Consider the following 19,626-nt stretch of genomic DNA (forward strand, 5'->3'; position numbering starts at 1 on the left):
CCGCAAAGGTATCGGCCGTCAGAGTTCGGCAAGGTTGGCTGTACGTCGTCGTACGCAACCGTGCGTCGTGAGGGTGGCCGCCTGAGCTCGCTTTTCTAAAAGGACCATCATGATCAAGATCGCGCGTATCGAGGCGTTTCTCTTTCGAGCCGAAGTGCAGGAGCCGGTCAAAACCTCGTTCGGCAGTATTCCGCGCCGCAGCGCGTTACTGCTGCGTGTCGAAGACAAGGACGGAGCTCACGGTTGGGGCGAAATCTGGTGCAATTTCCCACCCTTCAGCGCTGACAATAAAATGCGGCTGCTCGAGACCGTGATTTGCCCAGCGGCACTGTCCGGGAGCTATCTCGATCCTTCCGATGCATGGCACGCGCTGTCCGCGCGCGTGCACCGATGGGCAATCCAGAGCGCTGAACCTGGCCCCTTTGCCGCATGCATTGGTGGGCTTGATCTGGCGTTGTGGGACCTTGCAGCGCGCCGCGAGAACAAGACGCTCCGGTCGATGCTGCACGGCAAGGCAACGGTGGACTCAATTCCTGCCTATGCCAGCGGCCTCAATCCCGACACCGCTAAGGATACCGTCGTGCGCTGCCGCGAAGCGGGCTTCCGGGCTTTCAAGGTCAAGGTTGCATTTGGGTCGGAGATTGATACCCGGGTCGTGTCCGGTCTTGCCCGCGACCTTCGCGATGGCGAGCGACTGATGGTTGATGCCAATCAGGGATGGGATCTGGTCGAGGCGCGTCGGTCGGTTCGCCGTCTCGGCGAGTATGGGCTGGGCTGGATCGAAGAGCCCATTGCGGCGGACCGCCCAGCTTCCGAATGGGCGGAGCTTGCGCTTTTGTCGCCAGTCCCGCTTGCGGGCGGAGAGAATGTCATGGGTTATGATGCCTTTGCGGGGCTGATCGAAAGGGGACACCACGGCGTCGTGCAACCTGACATGCTCAAATGGGGCGGTGTCACCGGCGCCTATGCCGTTGGCCGAAAAGCCGTGATGAAGGGACACTCCTACTGTCCGCACTGGTTGGGCAGCGGAATAGGTCTGTTGGCGGCCGCTCAGGTTCTGGCGGCGGTTGGTGGTCCCGGCATGCTGGAACATGACGTTATGGAAAATCCGCTGAGAGAGGTGCTCGGCCAGCCGTTCCCCCGGGTCAAGGACGGAATGTTTCCGATGCCTAACGGCCCGGGGCTGGGGGTCGAGCCGGACCTCAAAGCGAGTGCTGGCTGGCTATTGAATCGGGCAGAGTATCGTTCGTCCAACTAGGATCGCGGCAGGATCGACCGCTTTTTCTCATCAACAGAAAGAAGGGCAAGCATGATGTTGCGAAGCTGTCTGACCATAACAGCGATCCTCGCCGGCGCTCTGGCAAGTTCAAGCTCGTGGGCTGCGGCAGATGGAGCAGACCGGCCGTTCAGAATCGCAAAGCAAGGTAGCTTTTTTGTCGGGGGGCACGATGTCCAGAGCGATGCCTTGTCGACGGTACCGAATTTTGCGTCGAGTGGTACGATCAGCGTAGACCAGGTTTATGTCCGGTACCAATCGCCCGTTCGCCCTGAGAATTATTCCATCACGCTTGTTCACGGCTGCTGCCTGTCCGGGAAGAGCTGGGAAACGACCCCTGACGGGCGGATGGGCTGGGATGAATATTTTCTAAGGCAGAACTTTACTGTTTATGTCATCGATCAGGCGTGGCGGGGCAGGTCCGCAGCGAATCCGACCGCGGTCAATGTTGTTAAAACCGGCAAAGCTGCCGCGGATACGTTGCCGGCCTTCATTTCTGCGGGGCACGAATCGGCCTGGACGATCTTCCGCTTTGGTCCGGAATACCCGAAGGTTTTTCCGGGCATGCAATTTCCGCTCGAAGCGCGGCAAGAGTTCTGGAAGCAAATGGTGCCTGACTGGGGATACTCGATGAAACCGCCGGTCCCGACTGTGTCTGCGCTCTCAGAACTTGCTCGCAAGGCCGGAACGACGGTTCTGATCAGCCATTCGCAATCAGGCATCTATCCGTTTCAGACGGCCACGATCAATCCACAAGGTATCGCGGCGATCATCTCGCTGGAACCGGGAGCTTGTCCTGCGGCTGACTACGACCTGAAAGCATTGAAGGATATCCCGGTCCTCGTGCTGTTCGGCGACTTCGTAGACAAGTCGGAAGCATGGACGAATCGATACAAGGGTTGTGAGCAATTCATTAAAGCTGCTAAGGCGGCGGGCGTCAGCGCAGAGCTAGTGTCTCTTCCCGATGTCGGGATCCACGGCAATTCTCACATGATGATGCAGGATAAGAACAGCCTGCAAGTCGCCGGCTGGCTGGTGAAGTGGTTGCGTCACCACGTTCACCGAAAGATTTGACCGTACTTGATGGCGCATTTTGGATTCGATCTGACGCGCTGCGATCCGGAACTCAAGAGGCCGACCCAGTGCTAGGGCGGCTCGATCTGAAATCGGAATACTTGCGATCGTTCTGGACTGCCGGATTGAGCGCGCTAAGGCGAACGAGCCAGCCACAAAGATACTTCGTTATGGCAACGGACTATGCCAGCGAGCGCCTCGCGCCTGCCAAATTGCTGGTTGGTGTATCAAGCGGAATCTTTATGTCTATTTCGGAGGCTTCAGGTTAACGGCCGGCTAAACGTCACTTCGACGTCGGTGACGTTGCGAATGCCATCATGGGCGCCGTCTGTTCGGCATCGAGATTGGCCGGCCTGAGCAAGGGAGACGCATGCTATAATCCTCCTTCAAAACTCCCCTTCTAACGACCGGCACTCTGGCCGCCATCAACGTGCACAATTTCGCCGATGACGAAGTCTGCGCCTTCGGGTAGGACCTGCCGAACGCCGTTGAGTACTTGGGAAGATCAGATTGGTCGCGAGTTATCTGCTTGGAAGCGCCACCATCGATCGCTCAGCGGAATTGAGGCATTTCCTGCCGATTGCTCACTTTCCCAAACAAGACATAGCTGGAGTTTCAGCGCGCGGGTGCGCATCGCGCTGTGGAATATGAAAGAACTGGCGCCCCATTCAGAATAAAACTACGAACTTTTATATCATTGAAATTACTTTATAATACTGCCGCCGGCCCTCGCTGCCGCAGCTTGGGCTACGATCGAATCTTTGCGACGCATGCCCTTGCTCGGTCGACTGCTTGGAGCGGCCGTGCTGCGCGAGCGCGGCAAGACGCGTCGCTACCTCCCGTGTCTGCACGCCGGCCTTAAAACGATCCCCCGCGAGAGGCGCCGGCTGCACGATCACGCGGCCCAACGKCCGTATAGCTCGAATCGATCACCGCAGCGGCCGAAGCCGGCTTGAAAGACCATGACCGCTGGTTGACTGCGTGCCCTCCTCGAGCACAAGCTCGACGGGCGCCGCTCAACGTCTCGGTTGCCGGCCCTGCTCGATTATGTGCTGACGCGTCCGATCGTATCGGCGACAATGGGCGCCGAGGCACTGGAGATCACCCCCCGCGCCGCAAAGGAGCTCGTCAGCAAGCGCGGATTGCGTGAGGCGAGCGCGGGATTAAAACACGATCGATGGGACAGTTATCTGAAGGGCGTAGGGCTACGCGACGTTTTATCCTTCTACCTCGTGCTTTTCGACGCGTTCGATGATTTCTCGTACCGGAATGCCGGTAAGACACCATTTTGAGACGGTACGCCCTGTAGCTGGGGACATCCATAAGCGCGCTGAATTGGGCTTGCCAAGCCCGCTCTTGCCAGGCAGCGGAAGCAATGCCGCCAGCCGATCGGCGGGCCTCGCGACCGGCGTAGCGCGGTGGATAGGCGCCGAATTCACACGCCGCCGCTCGAATCGATCGCGAGTACAATCGCCGATCAACGGGTAAGGACTCGCACTGATCGATCCGCCCACTAGGACAACGCAGCATTGGCTCATTGGCACCGCGGCTATTATTTTCGGCGCGCCGGATACGGAACTTTAGAAGCCTTTCTAAACCGGGCCGCTGGAGCCTCGTTTACGCTCTGATTGTCTAGCGTTACCCGATCCCCCAGAGTTTGGGTCTCACCCTGAAGCACAGCTGTCACAGCCCATTCGACTTCATTGAGGACTGCCGCTACTCTGTTGATCCGCGATACGCCAACACGATAAGCAAGTATGACGTCGAGAGGGGCCGACCGCCAATCGGGCAGGACTCGCACCAGTCGGCCCTCGGCGATATCGGTGCGAACCATAAAGTCCGGAACTTCAACGATGCCATATCCGGCCCGAGATAATCGGACGAGCATGTCGAAGTCAGCGACTGAGAACTGCGGATCTGAGTCAAGTGCGATCTCTTGCGCTGCGAACTTCCGCTGGTTGACCCGACCTCCAAATGCCAAAAGATCCTCCTTTCTCAACAATTCAACGGAATTTGCCCCAGCCAGCGGGTACGAGGGTGCACAAACGAGGATTCGCGAAAACTCGCCTATCTTGTTCGCGATCAGGGTGTCGTCCTGTATCCGTCCAACGCGGATCGCAAAATCAAATGATGGATCTTGGAGATCGTCCATTTCATAGCTTGGAACCACGATCAGCGAAACATCGGGGTAACGATCTCGAAGCGCAGGTACTAGCAACTCGAGCATCGCACCGCCCAAAGGCGGCGACACTGCGATACGAACAATTCCACGTGGAGCAGCGCTCGCTCGGCTGGCCTCCTCTAGAAGGTTCTCTGCTTCCGCCAAAAGTGACTGGACGCGGGGTAGCACCTGCTCCCCTTCCCGAGTCAGGGCAACCCTACGCGAACTCCTCACGAGAAGGCGCGTGCCCAATCGATCTTCAAGCCGCGTGATTTGGAGTGACACAGTCGATTTCGAGATTCCCAGGGCATCTGCGGCGGCAGTGACACCACCGTGACGAGCGACGGCGGCGAAGACCTGCAGCTCCATGAAATCGATCGTTCTACCATCGAAAACCATGCGTTCTACGTTGGTCCATTGTTCGGGCTTAAGCAACAGCGCTATTTGAGCTGACGAGGGGCACTCGTGGAAAGATGTGATGCACATGAAAGTTTTAATGACTGGCGCCAACGGCGCTTTCGGGGATCTCACGGCGAGAGCTTTGCTGACGCAGGGACATCGGCTGGTCGCGACCATGCGCGATCCCGATGGACGCAACGCCGATGCGGCGGCCGCACTGCGCAGCTGCGGAGCGATTGTGATGGAGATCGACGTAACCGACGACAAAAGCGTCTCAAAGAGCGTCGAGGCCGCTATCGCGACGTTGGGCGGTCTCGATGTGCTGGTCAACGTAGCCGGGACAGGAACACACGGGCTGAGCGAGGGGTTTACTGCAGATCAGATGTTGCGCCTCTTCAATATAAATGTCGTGGGTCTCCACCGGATGATGCGCGCTGCTCTGCCGACTTTCCGCAGACAAGGCGCCGGCCTCGTCATCAACATCTCCAGCCTTCTCGGAAGATTGTCGATGCCGTTCTACGGCCCTTACAGCGCGACGAAATATGCCGTGGAAACTCTCAGCGATACCTATCGTGCGGAGTTGTCACAGCTCGGTGTGGATGTCGTGCTGGTCGAACCCGGTGGCTTCAAGACAAGCTGGATCGGCAATTTGATCCATCCCGATGATGCCGACTGCCTGGAGGGCTACGGCGAGTTCGCCAACCTCCCCGCACAGGCACTGGCAGAGTACCGGGCGTTTCTCGATGCGAAACCGGAGCAAGACCCGGCCAAAGTGGCTGCTGCTATCGTCTCGCTGATCGAGACGCCCGCGGGAGCCCGCCCGGCGCGGACCGTAGTTGACTTCGTCGGCATGGCCGAACCGGTCACCATGATGAACCAGCAACTCGCACAGGTTACCGCAGGCCTCTATCAGACTTTCGGAATCGATGGGCTGCTGACGCTCAAGGTAGAGTAACATCTACGTCTGATCGAGCGCCAGACGTCGTTGCGCTACGGCATTCCCGACACGAAAGCGTTCGCGGACGTGTCTTCGAAGGATCTGCGAAAAGTCGGCTTCGGGGGTCCGCGACACGTCGCGAGCTTGCGGGCCGGCCGGTGTAGGCCGGAAACAATGCCGCCCTCATCAGTCATGATGTGCCCCTGGAGATGCCTCTCATGTTGTCCCCGCCGCTCCATGCCTCTCAGCTCCGTTGCCGCTGCCGACGCGGCCAAGTCGCAATTCAGCCGGTAGCAACCGCAGCGCCTGGGGCCGGAATCCCTAAACACCTGCACCGGTCCTCGCGCTGCAGAGGCGCAGTCCTGGTTACCTCTCTTGTGCGGATCCATTCTGACCCGGTAGCCGAAAAAACTCGCTCTCCTACCAAAACGGAAATGGCGCCGGATCCTCCGATGAAATTTATATTCTTGAAAATGCCCGCCCTCTTTGAAAACAGTTGAAGGTAAAATTTTCAAAAATTAGGGTTCCGGAACGGATCCCAAGATTGCTTCGGTGTTTGCATGCGGACCTCTTGGGAGCCAGTGATTAAGCCGTCCGAATGAGCAACGGTGGGCAACCACGAAAAGCTACGAGCGCGCTGAGATAGCTCCTCGGTGCTCAAACGTTACCAGTCGCGCCCGAATAACCGACCTCCCAAAGGGCAATGCCACCCTCAGCGCTGCCTAAGAAGGAAAGAGCCATGAGCCCCGTATTTAGATCCGCAGATTTGACGATCTACCGCATCATTGAATCTGAAGGATCGTTCCTGCCGGCGCTCGCAATGTTTCCCGAATTAACATCAGAGATGCTTGACGAGAGCCGTTCCTGGATGCGGCAAGTAGGCGCACTAGACGATCAAGATGCGGTCCGGGTCTGCATTCAGTCCTACGTCATCAAGACGCCTCATCACAACATTCTCGTGGACACCTGCGTGGGTAACGACAAGCCGCGGCCGAAGTACCCAACTTGGCACATGAAGACCGACAACACCTATATGACGGCGTTGCGCCAGGCAGGCCTCGATGTCGAGGACATCGACATCGTCGTGTGCACCCATCTGCATGTCGACCACGTCGGTTGGAATACTCGGCTCGACGGTGGGCGATGGAAGCCGACTTTCCCCAATGCGAAGTACGTGTTTTCCAAAGCCGAGCTTGATCACTGGACGACAATGAACGCCAAGACGCCTGAACCAGTCTTCGAAGACAGCGTGTTGCCGATCGTCGAGGCAGGTCGCGCGGATGTCGTTGGGGACGATTTTCAAGTGGGGGATCATCTCCGCATATTGCCTACTCCCGGCCATACGCCTGGGCATATTGCGCTGATGGTGGGCCGCAACAAGGACGAGGCGGTCTTTAGCGGAGACCTAATGCACTCGCCCCTACAAACACTGCACCCCGATCTGTCTCCAAGATTTGACTTCGATCCGATCCAAGCTGCTCGGACACGACGCGCATTTCTCGAACGCTACTGCGACACCGACACGCTCTGCTGCACGGCTCATTTCCCATCCCCCTCTTATGGTCGAATTCGGCGGAGAAAAACGGGATTTATTTGCGAAATGACTTAGACAGCGGACCGGCAAAAGGAGCGCACAGCGTGTTCGCGCTCGCGATGATCCGATTGCTCAGGCCCGAGGGATTGACTTTCTCGCGGCTATCGATTGACGTCCGTCAGCCATTCGCCGCCGGTAGGTCGAAATGAACCGTCGTTCGTCGCTTCCTTTTTGCCGTCTGTCACCACGCGGCCGACAAGATGGAGAGATAGTCCTCCGCACGCATCGGACGCGGGTTGCTTTGCGACGAGTCGGCCACTGACTGCTCGGCGTACGTCGATAGCGCAGAGCGATCGAGACCGAGATCGCGCAGCTTCCCAGGCAAGCCGACCCTCTCTCGCAAACTGTGAAAATACGTCGCGAGTTCGGCATCCGGCTGCAGTCCAACCGCCTGTCGCAAACGCGGCAATTTATCGGTAAGGGCAGTCGCGTTCCAACTCAGGACGTGAGGCAGAAGCACCGCATTCAATAATCCATGATGGATGCCACTGGCACCCAGAGGATGAGACAGCGCATGTATTGCCCCGATTCCCTTTTGAAGCACCATCCCCCCTTCGAGCGATCCGAGCATCATATCCCAGCGGGCTGCGGCACTGCGCCCAAACGTTGCTGTCTCGATACTGGCGACCAGCCTTTGCAAACCGTCGAGCGCGATCGCGTCCGCAACCGGATTGACCGTAGGAGAGCTAAACGCCTCCACGCAGTGGCTGATTGCATCCATACCGGTCGCAGCGGTCAGGTGAGCAGGCAAGTCGTAAGTCAATTCTGGGTCACACAACGCAAGCCTAACAATGCCGATGCAGAGAATCCCGGACTTTCTACCGTCCTTGAAGGTCAATACCGCGCCACGGCTGACCTCGCTGCCCGTTCCCGAAGTGGTGGGCATGAGGATCAAGGGAGGTACGGAAGGTAACCCGGGCGGATTCCAACCGCAAACGTGAAATGCGCGACGCGCGAGTGATTGACCATCTCCAACGCGTACCGCCAACGCCTTGGCCAAATCCATCGGAGAGCCACCACCCAGACCGACGATGCCATTGCAACCCTGATCCGCGAATAGGTTGGCCGCCTGTTCGATGGCGAATTCGGTGGGATTCTCGGGCACAGCATCGAAGACGATCGGAGATATCTCGTTGTCGAGACCTGCGATCACCTCGGCCACAATCCCGGCGCGAACCAATCCCTCGTCGGTGGCAATCAGTGGACGATCGATCGAAGCCGCGCGAAGCTCCTGCTGAAGTCGCGCTCGCGCCCCGTTCTCGAAGATCACGCGTGTCCCGAAATTGAATTCAACCATTGATGGCTATCGCCTTGCAGTCGGCCAAGACCTCGATTTCGGAATCGTTGTAACCAAGCTCACGCAGGACTTCGTGCGAATGCTCGCCTAGGCGCGGAGCCGCGCGGTAAATGCCTGGGGGATTCTCGGAAAACATTGCGGACGGACGCGCCTGCCGGATCCTTCCCTCGCTCGGATGATCCAAATCCGGAAACATGTCGACCGCCCGTAGATGCGGTTGCTCCCCGAGCGCGGTCAGTCTGGTAAAGGCCGCGTGTGGCACATCGAGCTCCAGAAGCAACTCCTCCCATTCAGCCGTCGTACGAGACGGAGCGATCTCACTCATGCTCGCGTAGATCTTGTCGATATTGGCGGATAGTAGCACCGGATCGCGAACCGACAGCTCTTCGATTAGCTCCGGCCGCCCGACTGCCTTGAAGAAGTCGCACCAATTATCTCCCGAATAGGGCAACATCGTCAGCCAACCATCCTTGGTGCGCATTGGACGTCGCTCTTTCATGCGCTTGTAGCCGACCGGACCGATCGGAGGTTCGAACGCGTGGCCGCCGAGCATTTCGATGCTGTTGAATGCCGCCACCGTCTCGAGCATGGGCACCTCGACCAACTGCCCATGTCCGGCTCGTTCGCGACGAAAGAGCGCGGCGGATACGGCGGCTGCAAGCATCATTCCGCAGACCTTGTCGCCGATCAGGCTTGGCACGAACGTCGGCTCATCGTCCGTTCCGACTGATGATGCCAACCCAGAGGCCGCCTGCACGATCTCGTCGAAAGCCGGCCGCTTCGCCCATGGGCCGTTCTGCCCGAACCCGGTGGCCACCGCGTACACCAGGCGAGGGTTGGTCTTTTGGCAACCCGCGTAGCCAAATCCTAGTCGCACCAAGGCAGCAGGCCGTACGTTGGTGACCAACACGTCGGACCTGGAGATCATCCTACGCAGTACGTCCTTGCCCCCGCTGTGCTTCAGATCCAGAGCCAGGCTACGCTTGTTTCGGTTCACGGCCATGAACTGTCCGCTCATGCCGCGGTTGCGAAAATGCCCTGCGTACCGCCACACATCGCCTGACAGCGGCTCAACCTTGACGACTTCAGCTCCCCAGTCGCCAAGGATTTGGGTTGCATATGGACCGAAGAGAACGCTGGTAAGATCGATAACTCGTATGCCCTTGAGCGGGCCGGTCGCCTCGTCCATTGTCAAACCCTGATTATTTCCCGGTCGCAGGCGAGCTGCTTGTGGCTCGCCCTCAGGCTCGTTACTCGTTGATGACGTCGCCGAAGAGCACCCACGATTTGCCATCGAAACGAGCCATTTGCAGTTGTTTGATTGGCGTCACCTGCTCCTGCGAGGTGTTGAGCGTTATCCCGGGCAGCAGCATCGGCAGCTCTACTTGATCTAGAGATAGGGCCTGCCGCATGAGGTTCGACCTCGTGAGGTCGTCGCCGGCCTGTCGCAAGACAATCTCCATCATTTGAGCGAGCGTATATCCCAAGACGTTGAGTGTATCCGCGGGATCGGCGCTCGGATTGTAGGTCTTCATCCAATTGCGCCACTCCGTCATACCGTTATCGTCCGCCCAACGAGGGTCCGTCGGATCCTTCAGGTAAGTTCCTGTGACGATACCGATCGAGTTCTCCAGGCCAGCCGGTGTTAGGACCGCTCCTACGGAATTGGAGACGCTCGGCAGTATCATCTGCGGCTTCCAACCAAGCTCGGCAGCCCTGCGTATCGTTTGGGCAGCGAACTTCGGAGTGCATTCGTTGAAAAGTACGTCGGCGCCGGCCGTCTTGAACTTCACAATTTGAGATTCGATGGTCGGATCGGTCGTCTCGTAGACCGCCTCCGCCACGATCTGGTTCACGCGCTCGCCGAGCCCCTCCTTGAAGCCCGCGAGATAGTCGCGACCGGAATCATCATTCGGAGTTATGACTGCGATCTTGGCATCCGGTTTCGTCGTCACGATCCATTTGGCATAGATCCGCCCCTCCGTCCGGTAGGTCGGCAGCGAACCCGTCGTCCACGGAAACTTCTTGACGTCATTCCACCGACTTGCGCCGCTGGATGGAAACAGCTGAGGAATTTTCTTTGCGTTGAGATACCTCTGGACCGCTATGTTTGGCGCGGTGCCCAGGATAGAGAATAAGGCGAAGACCTCCTCGCTTTCTGCCAGACGTCGCACTTGCTCGACTGTCTTCGGCGGCGAGTAGCCATCATCCAGGCTTATCAATTCGACCTTTCGCCCGTTGACTCCGTTCTTAGCGTTCAGCATCCGAAAATAGGCTTCTTCGGCTCGGCCGACCGCCGAATAAGCCGATGCAGGTCCCGAGTACGGCATAGTCTGCCCGAGCTTGATCGACGTGTCGTTTGCGCCCATGTCGTAGCTTCCGCCGGCCTCGGCAGGCGCACCGACGAAGACCCCAAGTACTGAGAAACCAACGGCTGTGATGTACGCCTTCATTGCCACGGCGTCCCTCCTCGATCATTTCGCGCCCTACTAAGTCTTCTTATTTTCCGTGGCATCGCACCACGGAATACGGCGGAGCATGATCTCGATGCGACGCTAAATCCAGCAATTACAGATAGACAAAAGCATTTATAGATATGTGAAAACCATCCAAGTCCTGCGTAACTAGCTTTCTTTCGACACGAACTTATCGATCCCCTCGCGAAGGCATCTAACGATATGAGCTCGGTTGGCAACGAGACGATCTGCCGGCCCGGCGACACCGACTGCAAGTATCCGGCCGTGCCGACGCACAGGAAGCAACATGCCGATGATACCGGCGCCTTCCGTTACCGTATGAAGCGAAACGACGTAGCCGTCCTTCCGTATCTTCCGCACCCTTTTCATCAGCTCCTTGACGTCGATCTTCTTCTTCCGATCCTCTTCCTCGAAGTTTATGCGCCGCACGAGTTTCTCGATCGTTTCGTCGGATCGAGCGCTGAGCAGCATCCAGCCAAGTCCCGATCGGGCAAGGGGACGAATGGTTCCGGGCTTGATCGCAGCCTGGATCGTTTGTGGCGACGGCTGAATATGAATGTACTGAAGGTACAAATCGCTCTGCGTTGCTATGTTGACCGTCTCTTCGGTTTCCCGATTGAGGTGATGGGCCAACGCTAGGATGCCGCGCTCCCCAAATAGAGCACCTTGGACCCATTGCCCCAATTGGACGATCCGCATCGTTGGCATATACGTGCGGGAATAGCGATCGAAGTCCACATATCCGAGCATGACCATGCTCTTCAGGACGGCCGATGCGCTCGAAACCGGATAGTCGAAACGGTGAGCAACCTCTCTCAGACTCAAAGGGCGCTGCACTTCGTCGAAGTATTCCAGAATCTCGAACAACCGCTTTGCAGTCTTGATAGCCTCTCTGGACATGTCTCCCTCCGGTTTTCATATAGATAAAAACAGTTTCACATCGGCGAAAGCCATTTTTCGAGGTGGCTGCCATGGTAAGGGGGATTGCCGGACAGGGAGGGCCCAATGGATCATTTCGCAGAAGAGAAGACTTTCGAAGCTCCGCGCGCGTTACCACCATCATGATTGATCGTCCACTCCGCGCGGACGCCTCTGTCGATCACGTAAGAGCTCTCGTAATTACTGGCGCGGCCAGAGCCTTTGCGCGGGGGCTGATAAGAGACGAGTTTCCGGCCTTGCATGCGGCGAGGCTGCTCCGCTTCAAGTGGGGTCCAGCGCTCTGCCCCAGCACGACGGATCTTACGGAAGAAATAGGTCATCTCGTTGAGAAGCGCCGATCATGCTTTACAGGAAAGTGAGCAGGCCATCGTGCAGAGATCCAGGCACTTATATAACGCCTCCACCGACTCATCGGCTTCCGAGGTTATTCAAGTGATTTCTCGAGCGTTCGACATCCTGCGTTGTTTCAACTCGAGGACGATCCGTCTCGGCAACCGAGAAATCGCCGAGCGGTGCAATCTTCCGCGGTCGACGGTGTCACGCTTGACGCTCACTCTTACCAACATCGGACAGCTGATATACTTGCCAGCGGATCAAAAATATCGTGTTGGGCCGCAGGCGCTCTCTTTAGCCGACGCTTTGCGTGATAACGCCGAATGCGCCTACCCGCCTGGCGATCGATTGCATACCTCAGAGCACGTGACCAGACCATAGCGAGATCCCTGCTCCCGGCACCAAGGCGCCCTGCCTGTCAATACGACAACTCCCAAACCGCACTCGGCGATCATTGTTCACGTATGTGAAAAAACGTAGAATGGATGAATATAGTGGACGCTCGTCGTCGTGAGGACCATGTTGACGGTGGGAAACGGTGTTCGAGCGGACGCATGTTGATCGCTCGATTTTTTCCAAAAGTACAAAGCAGCATTGACGTCGATGTCGAGCGCCAAACAGCTGGAAAGAACGCGTGATGGAAGAAGAGCGCCTCGCCGCACTCAAGCCGCTTGGATTTCGATACGAGTTCCCCTCCATCGAAAAGATCATATTTGGCGAGCCAGCATCGAAAGCGGTCGCGAGCGAGGTGGAGAAGCGGGGAAAGCGCCGTATCCTGGTTCTTACCTCGTCCTCGCTGCGTCAGAGCGAGCTCGTCTTTTCGGTAGCGAGTGCGCTCGGCAACTCTCACTGTGCGACGTACGCCCAGATCTCAGCAGGTTCACCAAGATCGGAGATAGTCGCGGCGGCTGCCGTCGCACGCGAGGTCTCAGCGGACTTGCTCATTGCTATTGGTGGCGGCTCTGTCGTTGATGCAGCGAAACTCGTCCAGCTTTGCGTTTGGGAAGGCGTCGTCGGAGACGAGGAACTCGATCGCTATCGAGGCGACGCTTTGAGAAACCTCAGGCCCAGGGCGGACGCTATCCGGACGATCGCAGTTCCGACAACGCTCTCTGCCGCTGAATTCGCCAGCCTCGGGGGCTCCTACAATCCTACTACTGGCAGGAAGGAGCCATTCGACCATCCGTTGTTCGTGCCTATTGCAGTCGTTGCGGATCCAGCTGCGCTTGCTCAGTCTCCCGAGCAACTGATCGTGTCCACCGGGGTGCGGACGATTGATCACTGCGTCGAGAGGTTTTGCTCCAATCGTGCTCAGGCCTACTCTGACGCGCTGGCAGTTGGCGCCCTCAAGGTGCTGCTTCGCCATCTGATTGAAGTGCACCAGAAGCGAGCTGCTCCAGAGGCCTATGGACAGCTCCAGCTCGCGTCATGGATGTCAATGAATGCGGTCAACGCGGGAGTCCCCGTCGGCGCAAGCCATGCCATTGGGCGGGTTCTCGGAGCGGTCGCCGGGGTGCCGCATGGGCAGACCTCTGCGGTGCTCTTGCCGTTTGTTCTTGCTTGGAATGAAGGAGACGTCGTCGCGGCGAACCGGCAACGACAATTGCTTCGCGAAGTCGGAATCGAAGGCGAATTACCGCAAGTGATCGGCGACTGTATTGCTGCTCTCGACCAGCCCAGGCGACTATCGTCCGTTGGAATCCGAAAGGACCAGTTTGCAAAGATCGCTCAAGACTCCATGATTATGCTTCAGCACCCGAGCGTCAGCGGAAACCTAAGGAGGGTGAGGAGCGAAGCAGACGTTTTAGCGATTCTAGAAGGAGCTTGGTAACAACGACTTACTGAACCTTCTTTTAAGCCTCGCCACCTAGCTACATCTGCGACGTGACATCTTCATCGGCCTCCTCGCCGACTCCGTTGGCTCGCTTCCGGAGGTCGACGCGAGGTTGGCCTTGACACTCTTGCGCGCTGTTCCTTCGTGCCGAAGTCGAGCTATGGGGTCGCTGTAGCGGGAGGCGATCGGGTCGGGCCAAACTTGGATGGCGATCCCTGAGGCAGGCCTGTGCGCTTGTCGCGTTGGTGTTAGCCCTCATTGCCACGATCGACTTGGGGGCAGACAGTGTTGCTGTATTAAGCTTGAAGTTGCTGGGAGACACTAGTCTGCAGCGCCCGCCAGAGTAATGTCGACAGAGTCGCGGCCCACTAAGGTCTGATAACGTTGTCGCAATTCTTTCTTGTCGGGCTTTCCAAGTGAGGTCACTGCGATTTCCTGAACAAAATGAACCGTTTTCGGCGTCGACACTGGCCCCTTTGCCTGCCTCACCCACGCAATCAACTCCGCAGCCGTCGCCTGCCTGCCCTCGCGCAGCACAACGACGGCAGTCACCGCTTCCCCCCATAGCTCATCCGGCAATCCGATGACGGCTGCCGCCGAGACAGCCTCATGCGCCGTCAGCGCGTCTTCGACCTCGGAAGGATAGACATTGAAACCGCCGGTAATGATCATGTCCTTGGATCGGCCAACGATGTAGATGAAACCTTCTTCATCACAGCGGGCAAGGTCGCCGGTATGCAGCCAGCCGTGGCGGAAGGCGTGCGCAGTTTCTTCCGAGCGGTTCCAGTAACCCTCCATGACTAATGGCCCACGGATGCAGATCTCGCCGAGTTCGCCCGTCGCGACCGGGGCTCCGGCTTCATCGAGCAGCGCCACCTGACTGGAGCCGATTGGCGCGCCGCAGGACGTCAGCCGTCGCTCGTCGGTGGCAATATGTTCGGCGCACCGAAGCGTAGTGGCGCAGTTGGGCGCTTCCGACTGGCCGTACAACTGCATGAAGATCGGGCCGAAGCGGTCGATGGCCTCGTGCAGGCGGGTCGGCGTCATCGGCGCCGCACCATAGATGATCAGTTCGAGGGTGGTCTTACGGATGTCGTGAAGCTCGGCGTAGTCGAGCAACTTGTAGATCATCGTCGGCACCAGGAAGGTCGAAGACACTCCGTACGACCGAACGGCATCGAAGAAGCTTTCTGGCGAGAAGCCATTGGTCATGACGACCGTGCCCCCCAGCATCAGCACCGGCAGCAAACAGCCTCCGGCGCCGTGGCTGATTGGCGTCGTCGCGAGAAAGACCGGTGCGACCGGCCAGTCCCATTCCGCCATTTCCGTCAAGGTCATTGTTACATGCGTGCGGTGGGTGTGCATCACCCCCTTCGGACGGCCCGTGGTTCCGCCGGTGTAGATCAGCCAGCAGAGATCGGTCGAGAGCGCGTTCGAAACCAGATCGCGCGGTGTTAGTACGGCGGCCTCCGCAATCGCGTCGATCGTCAAGGAGGACGGTCCCAGAGAAAGCATCTTGGCCGAAGGCACTCGCCTCGCAACGGCATACGCTCGTTCGGCATAGGCGGAAGGATCAAAGAAGAAGGTCTTTGCGCCGCTGTCCTCCAGCATGAAGACCTGGTCGTCCTCCGAGGCGAGAGGATGAAGATTGGTCAGGCGAACGCCTGCGAGATAACAGGCCGCCCCGATCAGGAAGGCTTCCATACTGTTTCGCGATAGGCAGACAACGCCATCGCCACGGCCGATACCCTGACGTTCGAAGAACTGTGACATGCGGGACAAGTGCACACCGAACTCGTGATAGGTCGTCCGTCGGCCGTCCGAGATGAAAGCGGTTCGGGCGCCGCCGCGCTTGATCGCGCGGATCAGGAGGTCTCCCATCGTGGTCTCGACGTGAAGTTGATCCATCGGCGTTCTTTCCGACATGGCGGTCCGATCAGGACGCACGTTCGTAGAGGATAACGGCGGCAAGCGCTTCTTCCAGCCCGATCACGCCGCCACCATTCTCCTGAAGAGCGATCTGAGCGTTGGCTACTTGGCGCGTCCCTGCTTCACCGCGCAGTTGCATCGCCAGTTCGAAGCACATCGACAGGCCTGTGGCGCCGATGGGGTGCCCCTTGGAGACCAGCCCGCCGGATGTGTTGATGGGGAGGGAGCCGCCGAGTTTGGTGGCACCGCTGGCGATGAATTCGCCGCCCTCGCCGGTACCACAAAAGCGCATCATCTCACTTTGGTAGATTTCGCAGAACGAGGTCGCATCGTGCACCTCCGCCACATCGATGTCCCGCGGGCCGATGCCTGCCATCTTGTAGGCGCGATCAGCCGCCGTGCGGGAAAGGCTGGGCTCGTCGGGCAAGCGGTACTTGCCGCCCGTCACCGCCAGTCCCCGGATCAGGATCGCGCGACGCTGCACTGTTTCGGGTTGAGCGCGCAGGAATGATTCCGAGCACAGCACCGCGGCAGCAGCACCATCCCCGATCGGCGCGCACATCGAGCGGGTCAGCGGATCCGAGACCATCCTGTCCTGCAAGACCTGCTCGGGAGTCATTTCAAAGCGGTATTGAGCGTTTGGATTGAGGGCACCATTGCTATGATTCTTGGCGGCGCCAATCGCGATCTGCTCGGCCGTGGTGCCGTAGAGCTTCATGTGCAGACTGGCCTGCATCGCGTATGTATCCATGGCCACCGTCCGGTCGACCGACTTCTCGAACGGCTTGCCGACGTCGCGGCCGACCTGGCTATAGTGCTCTTCCCACTCGCGCGGATCGAACGTATCCAGTCCGCGTTCGAACTCTGCGAGCATCGCAGGTTGGTTGTCTGGATCGTATAACTTCTCGACACCGAGAGCGAGAGTGAGGTCGGCATCGCCGGCGCGGATTTCCTTAAAGGCGGCCGCGAGCGCAAGGCTGGCGGTAGCGCAGCCACCCTCCACGTTGACGATTGGCGCCCGTTCCGGAAATAACCCCTCCCGAACGAGAGGAATGAAGCACACATTCCCCCGCGCGGATACCTGTCCCCAATAGTGCATAAGACAGTTGCCGAACCAGGCCGCTTCGATGGGAGGGCACTTGCCAAGGCCGGCATCAGAAAGCGCGCCGAGATAGGCCTCCCGCGTCAGTTGCTTGAACGACTTATCGGCCCATCGTTTGAACGGCGTCGAATGAACGCCAAGGATATACACATCGTTGGTCACGGGTTTTTCCTCCGGGTACAGTAGGTTAGATGCCGCCTTATCTCACCTTGACAGCCGAAGCGCAGTTAGCCGCGCTTGGAGATCAGCGGACAGGGGCTTCGGTCGATGGGCCGGAACGCGATCTCGCCGGGCGTTGCTGAAAGAACATTGAAGAGATCCCACTCGCCTTTTGATTCCGATGGCTTTTTGACCTGGAGCAAGAGGATGTCGTGCAGCATGGTCCCGTCGACTCGAACACGTCCATCGGGCACCATCGGATCCCGGACCGGGAGTTCACGGATCTTGTCCGCGACCACGTTGCGATCATCGGTACCCGCGGCTGCCACACTCTTGAGGTAATGCAGAACAGCGGAGTAGACGCCCATCTGGGGCGACGATGGCATCTTGTTATGACGTTTCTTGAACTGCTCCGCCCAGGCACGAGTTTCCGGCGTGCGGTCCCAGTAGTAGCCGTCGGACACGATGAGACCCTGTGCAAGCTGCAGCCCGACGGCATGGGCATCTGTTAGGTAGAAAAGTCCGGTCGCCAGCCGCTGCGTTTGCGGGATGCCGAACTCGTTCGCTTGCTTAACCGAAGTGATCGTATCCTGGCCTGCGTTGAGCAAGGCGACCACGTCGGCCTTCGAAGCCTGGGCTTGTAGCAAAAACGACGAAAAGTCCGAAGTATTGAGAGGGGTTTTAACCGAACCAACGACCTTGCCTCCGCTCGCCGTGATCGCGGCGGTCAAGTCGACGGACAACTGTTCACCCCAAGCGTAGTCTACGGGCAGAAAGAACCATGACTTTCCGCCGCTCTGCGTGACGGCTCGGCCCATCGAATTGGCGAGCGCATAGCTGTCGTACACCCACATGAACCCATAGGGTGAGCAGGCTTCAGCCGTGAACCGAGACGTTCCGCCTCCCGCCGCAATCAAAATGCCGGACTTATTGCGGACGATTTCCTGCAAGGCGAGCAGGATTCCCGAGTTTGGCACGTCGACTATGAGGTCAACTTTGTCGACATCGAGCCATTTTCGCGAGGTCGCGGTTGCGATGTCCACCTTGTTCTGGTGGTCCGACGAAAGTAATTTCACCGGCTTGCCAAGCACCGTGCCCCCGAAATCATCGATCGCCATTTGGGCTGCGATTACAGATCCCTTGCCGGTCGTGTCGGCATAGGGACCACTTTGGTCGTTAAGGACGCCAATCGTAATTTGGTCCGGCCCAGCCTCGACCGGCATCGCGGACATAGCGATGGCGGCGATGGCAATCGAAACCGCTTGAAGTCCCCGCTTCATAATTGCCTCCCACTGAGATGCTGCCTCTGAATTTCGCGGATTCGCGGGCTCACCGGGCAGCTTGATGAGAAGGATACCTCACACTATTGTATAGTGCAATATACTTGCACTAATTAATATTGTGCGGTGTGACGACAGCCTCTAGTTTGATGGAGGGCGCAAAGTTAGTACGAGGGAACGGTTTGATATGAAGCAGAAACTCTCGTCGGCGAAAGCACCGGCTGCCCCCGCTGCACCCAACACGCTACGCAAGACGGCCCTGAAGGCTTTTCTGCTACATTTCTTCGCCAACGTTCTGCTGGCTGCGGACGCAGAAGCCGCGCTCGAGCCTTACGGTCTAACGCGATTGCACAATCGTGTGCTTATTCTTACCGCTATGAACCCCGGGGCAACCGTGAGCGATTTGCTGCGGGCGATGCGCGTCACGCATCAGAACCTGAACTCCCCTATGCGGCAGCTTATCAAAGATGGCCTCCTTGTCGCCAAGATCGGCGAAAAGGATCGAAGACAAAAGCAGCTTTATCTGACGGCAAAGGGCCGGAAATTGGTCCAAGCCGTCCTCAATCGGCAACTCGCCCGGCTGGAAGCGACGCTGGCAAACAGCGGCGCCGAAGCGACCAGCGGCTTTCTCGCCGTGCACGAGCGGCTGGTCGATCGAGACGATCTCAAATGGGCAGAGCGCTTGGCGGAAGATCCATCCGGACTGACGTCCTTCTAAGTTGGTATCCGGTTGGCGTCGAGATATATGCCGTCAGCTGAGAGCTTGAAAGCCGCAGCGATACCGACGAGTATCCCCCTCCTTGACCTGTCGTCTTCAGGCAGACCGAACCTGCTG

At 58.3% G+C, this 19,626-nt stretch carries 16 protein-coding genes and 1 pseudogene; 9 read left to right on the forward strand and 8 right to left on the reverse strand.

The window, feature by feature from the left end:
- Positions 1–109: 109 nt before the first annotated feature.
- The 4 genes from AC1DW2_RS33430 (at position 110) to AC1DW2_RS33445 (ending at position 3,642) form a co-directional block, all read left to right on the forward strand.
- Entirely contained in the window at positions 110–1,258 is a 1,149-nt protein-coding gene (locus AC1DW2_RS33430; RefSeq protein ID WP_477008077.1) for a mandelate racemase/muconate lactonizing enzyme family protein, read from the forward strand.
- A gap of 51 nt (positions 1,259–1,309) precedes the next feature.
- Complete coding sequence (locus AC1DW2_RS33435) at positions 1,310–2,350, forward strand: esterase (protein WP_477008078.1); 1,041 nt, start codon at positions 1,310–1,312, stop codon at positions 2,348–2,350.
- Between the two features lie 716 nt (positions 2,351–3,066).
- Complete coding sequence (locus AC1DW2_RS33440) at positions 3,067–3,306, forward strand: DUF1612 domain-containing protein (protein ID WP_477008127.1); 240 nt, start codon at positions 3,067–3,069, stop codon at positions 3,304–3,306.
- Between the two features lie 72 nt (positions 3,307–3,378).
- On the forward strand, positions 3,379–3,642 hold the full coding sequence (locus AC1DW2_RS33445; RefSeq protein WP_477008079.1) for a helix-turn-helix domain-containing protein: 264 nt from the start codon (positions 3,379–3,381) through the stop codon (positions 3,640–3,642).
- 260 nt (positions 3,643–3,902) lie between these two features.
- Here the strand turns inward: AC1DW2_RS33445 and AC1DW2_RS33450 are convergent, their stop codons facing one another.
- Positions 3,903–5,021: a LysR family transcriptional regulator gene (locus AC1DW2_RS33450; protein ID WP_477008080.1), complete on the reverse strand. Its 1,119-nt coding sequence runs from the start codon at positions 5,019–5,021 to the stop codon at positions 3,903–3,905.
- Between AC1DW2_RS33450 and AC1DW2_RS33455 the strand changes: the two genes are divergently transcribed.
- Both AC1DW2_RS33455 and AC1DW2_RS33460 read left to right on the forward strand, forming a co-directional pair.
- Positions 4,990–5,865, forward strand: coding sequence for an SDR family oxidoreductase (locus tag AC1DW2_RS33455; RefSeq protein WP_477008081.1), 876 nt, complete (start codon positions 4,990–4,992; stop codon positions 5,863–5,865). The two genes, AC1DW2_RS33450 and AC1DW2_RS33455, sit on opposite strands and share 32 nt — an antisense overlap.
- A gap of 721 nt (positions 5,866–6,586) precedes the next feature.
- Positions 6,587–7,456 (forward strand): MBL fold metallo-hydrolase, encoded by an 870-nt coding sequence (locus tag AC1DW2_RS33460; RefSeq protein WP_477008082.1) that lies wholly within the window; start codon positions 6,587–6,589, stop codon positions 7,454–7,456.
- A 166-nt stretch (positions 7,457–7,622) separates the two neighbouring features.
- On the opposite strand, the gene AC1DW2_RS33465 is transcribed toward AC1DW2_RS33460, so the two are convergent.
- The 4 genes from AC1DW2_RS33465 to AC1DW2_RS33480 form a co-directional block, all read right to left on the reverse strand.
- Positions 7,623–8,738, reverse strand: coding sequence for an iron-containing alcohol dehydrogenase (locus AC1DW2_RS33465; protein ID WP_477008083.1), 1,116 nt, complete (start codon positions 8,736–8,738; stop codon positions 7,623–7,625).
- Entirely contained in the window at positions 8,731–9,927 is a 1,197-nt protein-coding gene (locus tag AC1DW2_RS33470; protein ID WP_477008084.1) for a CaiB/BaiF CoA transferase family protein, read from the reverse strand. The genes AC1DW2_RS33465 and AC1DW2_RS33470 overlap by 8 nt, the downstream gene beginning before the upstream one ends.
- Positions 9,928–9,988: 61 nt before the next feature.
- A complete protein-coding gene (locus AC1DW2_RS33475) occupies positions 9,989–11,191 on the reverse strand; it encodes an ABC transporter substrate-binding protein (protein ID WP_477008128.1) in 1,203 nt (400 codons plus the stop codon).
- A gap of 171 nt (positions 11,192–11,362) precedes the next feature.
- A complete protein-coding gene (locus tag AC1DW2_RS33480; RefSeq protein WP_477008085.1) occupies positions 11,363–12,115 on the reverse strand; it encodes an IclR family transcriptional regulator in 753 nt (250 codons plus the stop codon).
- A 405-nt stretch (positions 12,116–12,520) separates the two neighbouring features.
- On the opposite strand from AC1DW2_RS33480, the pseudogene AC1DW2_RS33485 reads away from it, so the two are divergent.
- A pseudogene (locus tag AC1DW2_RS33485) lies at positions 12,521–12,796 on the forward strand (helix-turn-helix domain-containing protein); the annotation flags it as partial.
- 328 nt (positions 12,797–13,124) lie between these two features.
- Positions 13,125–14,318 carry an iron-containing alcohol dehydrogenase gene (locus tag AC1DW2_RS33490; protein ID WP_477008129.1) on the forward strand — a complete coding sequence of 398 codons (1,194 nt, stop codon included), beginning with the start codon at positions 13,125–13,127 and terminating at the stop codon, positions 14,316–14,318.
- Positions 14,319–14,642: 324 nt separating this feature from the next.
- On the opposite strand, the gene AC1DW2_RS33495 is transcribed toward AC1DW2_RS33490, so the two are convergent.
- The 3 genes from AC1DW2_RS33495 to AC1DW2_RS33505 all read right to left on the reverse strand — a co-directional run bounded on the left by AC1DW2_RS33495 (position 14,643) and on the right by AC1DW2_RS33505 (position 18,791).
- Entirely contained in the window at positions 14,643–16,229 is a 1,587-nt protein-coding gene (locus tag AC1DW2_RS33495) for an AMP-binding protein (RefSeq protein WP_477008086.1), read from the reverse strand.
- A 28-nt stretch (positions 16,230–16,257) separates the two neighbouring features.
- Positions 16,258–17,514, reverse strand: a complete 1,257-nt coding sequence (locus AC1DW2_RS33500) for a thiolase family protein (RefSeq protein ID WP_477008087.1) — start codon at positions 17,512–17,514, stop codon at positions 16,258–16,260.
- 65 nt (positions 17,515–17,579) lie between these two features.
- The gene (locus AC1DW2_RS33505) at positions 17,580–18,791 is read right to left on the reverse strand and encodes an ABC transporter substrate-binding protein (RefSeq protein WP_477008088.1); all 1,212 of its coding nucleotides are present in this window, start codon (positions 18,789–18,791) and stop codon (positions 17,580–17,582) included.
- Between the two features lie 187 nt (positions 18,792–18,978).
- Between AC1DW2_RS33505 and AC1DW2_RS33510 the strand changes: the two genes are divergently transcribed.
- Positions 18,979–19,509 (forward strand): MarR family winged helix-turn-helix transcriptional regulator, encoded by a 531-nt coding sequence (locus AC1DW2_RS33510; RefSeq protein WP_477008089.1) that lies wholly within the window; start codon positions 18,979–18,981, stop codon positions 19,507–19,509.
- The last annotated feature ends 117 nt before the right edge of the window (positions 19,510–19,626 follow it).

The organism is Bradyrhizobium sp. P3_C3 (assembly GCF_056402655.1).

Excerpts from the sequence above, each read along its gene's own strand:
- AC1DW2_RS33430 (WP_477008077.1), top strand. The coding sequence starts at position 110 with ATGATCAAGATCGCGCGTATCGAGGCGTTTCTCTTTCGAGCCGAAGTG.
- AC1DW2_RS33435 (WP_477008078.1), top strand. The coding sequence starts at position 1,310 with ATGATGTTGCGAAGCTGTCTGACCATAACAGCGATCCTCGCCGGCGCT.
- AC1DW2_RS33455 (WP_477008081.1), top strand. The coding sequence starts at position 4,990 with ATGCACATGAAAGTTTTAATGACTGGCGCCAACGGCGCTTTCGGGGAT.
- AC1DW2_RS33460 (WP_477008082.1), top strand. The coding sequence starts at position 6,587 with ATGAGCCCCGTATTTAGATCCGCAGATTTGACGATCTACCGCATCATT.
- AC1DW2_RS33465 (WP_477008083.1), bottom strand. The coding sequence starts at position 8,738 with ATGGTTGAATTCAATTTCGGGACACGCGTGATCTTCGAGAACGGGGCG.
- AC1DW2_RS33470 (WP_477008084.1), bottom strand. The coding sequence starts at position 9,927 with ATGGACGAGGCGACCGGCCCGCTCAAGGGCATACGAGTTATCGATCTT.
- AC1DW2_RS33475 (WP_477008128.1), bottom strand. The coding sequence starts at position 11,191 with ATGAAGGCGTACATCACAGCCGTTGGTTTCTCAGTACTTGGGGTCTTC.
- AC1DW2_RS33480 (WP_477008085.1), bottom strand. The coding sequence starts at position 12,115 with ATGTCCAGAGAGGCTATCAAGACTGCAAAGCGGTTGTTCGAGATTCTG.
- AC1DW2_RS33490 (WP_477008129.1), top strand. The coding sequence starts at position 13,125 with ATGGAAGAAGAGCGCCTCGCCGCACTCAAGCCGCTTGGATTTCGATAC.
- AC1DW2_RS33495 (WP_477008086.1), bottom strand. The coding sequence starts at position 16,229 with ATGGATCAACTTCACGTCGAGACCACGATGGGAGACCTCCTGATCCGC.
- AC1DW2_RS33505 (WP_477008088.1), bottom strand. The coding sequence starts at position 18,791 with ATGAAGCGGGGACTTCAAGCGGTTTCGATTGCCATCGCCGCCATCGCT.
- AC1DW2_RS33510 (WP_477008089.1), top strand. The coding sequence starts at position 18,979 with ATGAAGCAGAAACTCTCGTCGGCGAAAGCACCGGCTGCCCCCGCTGCA.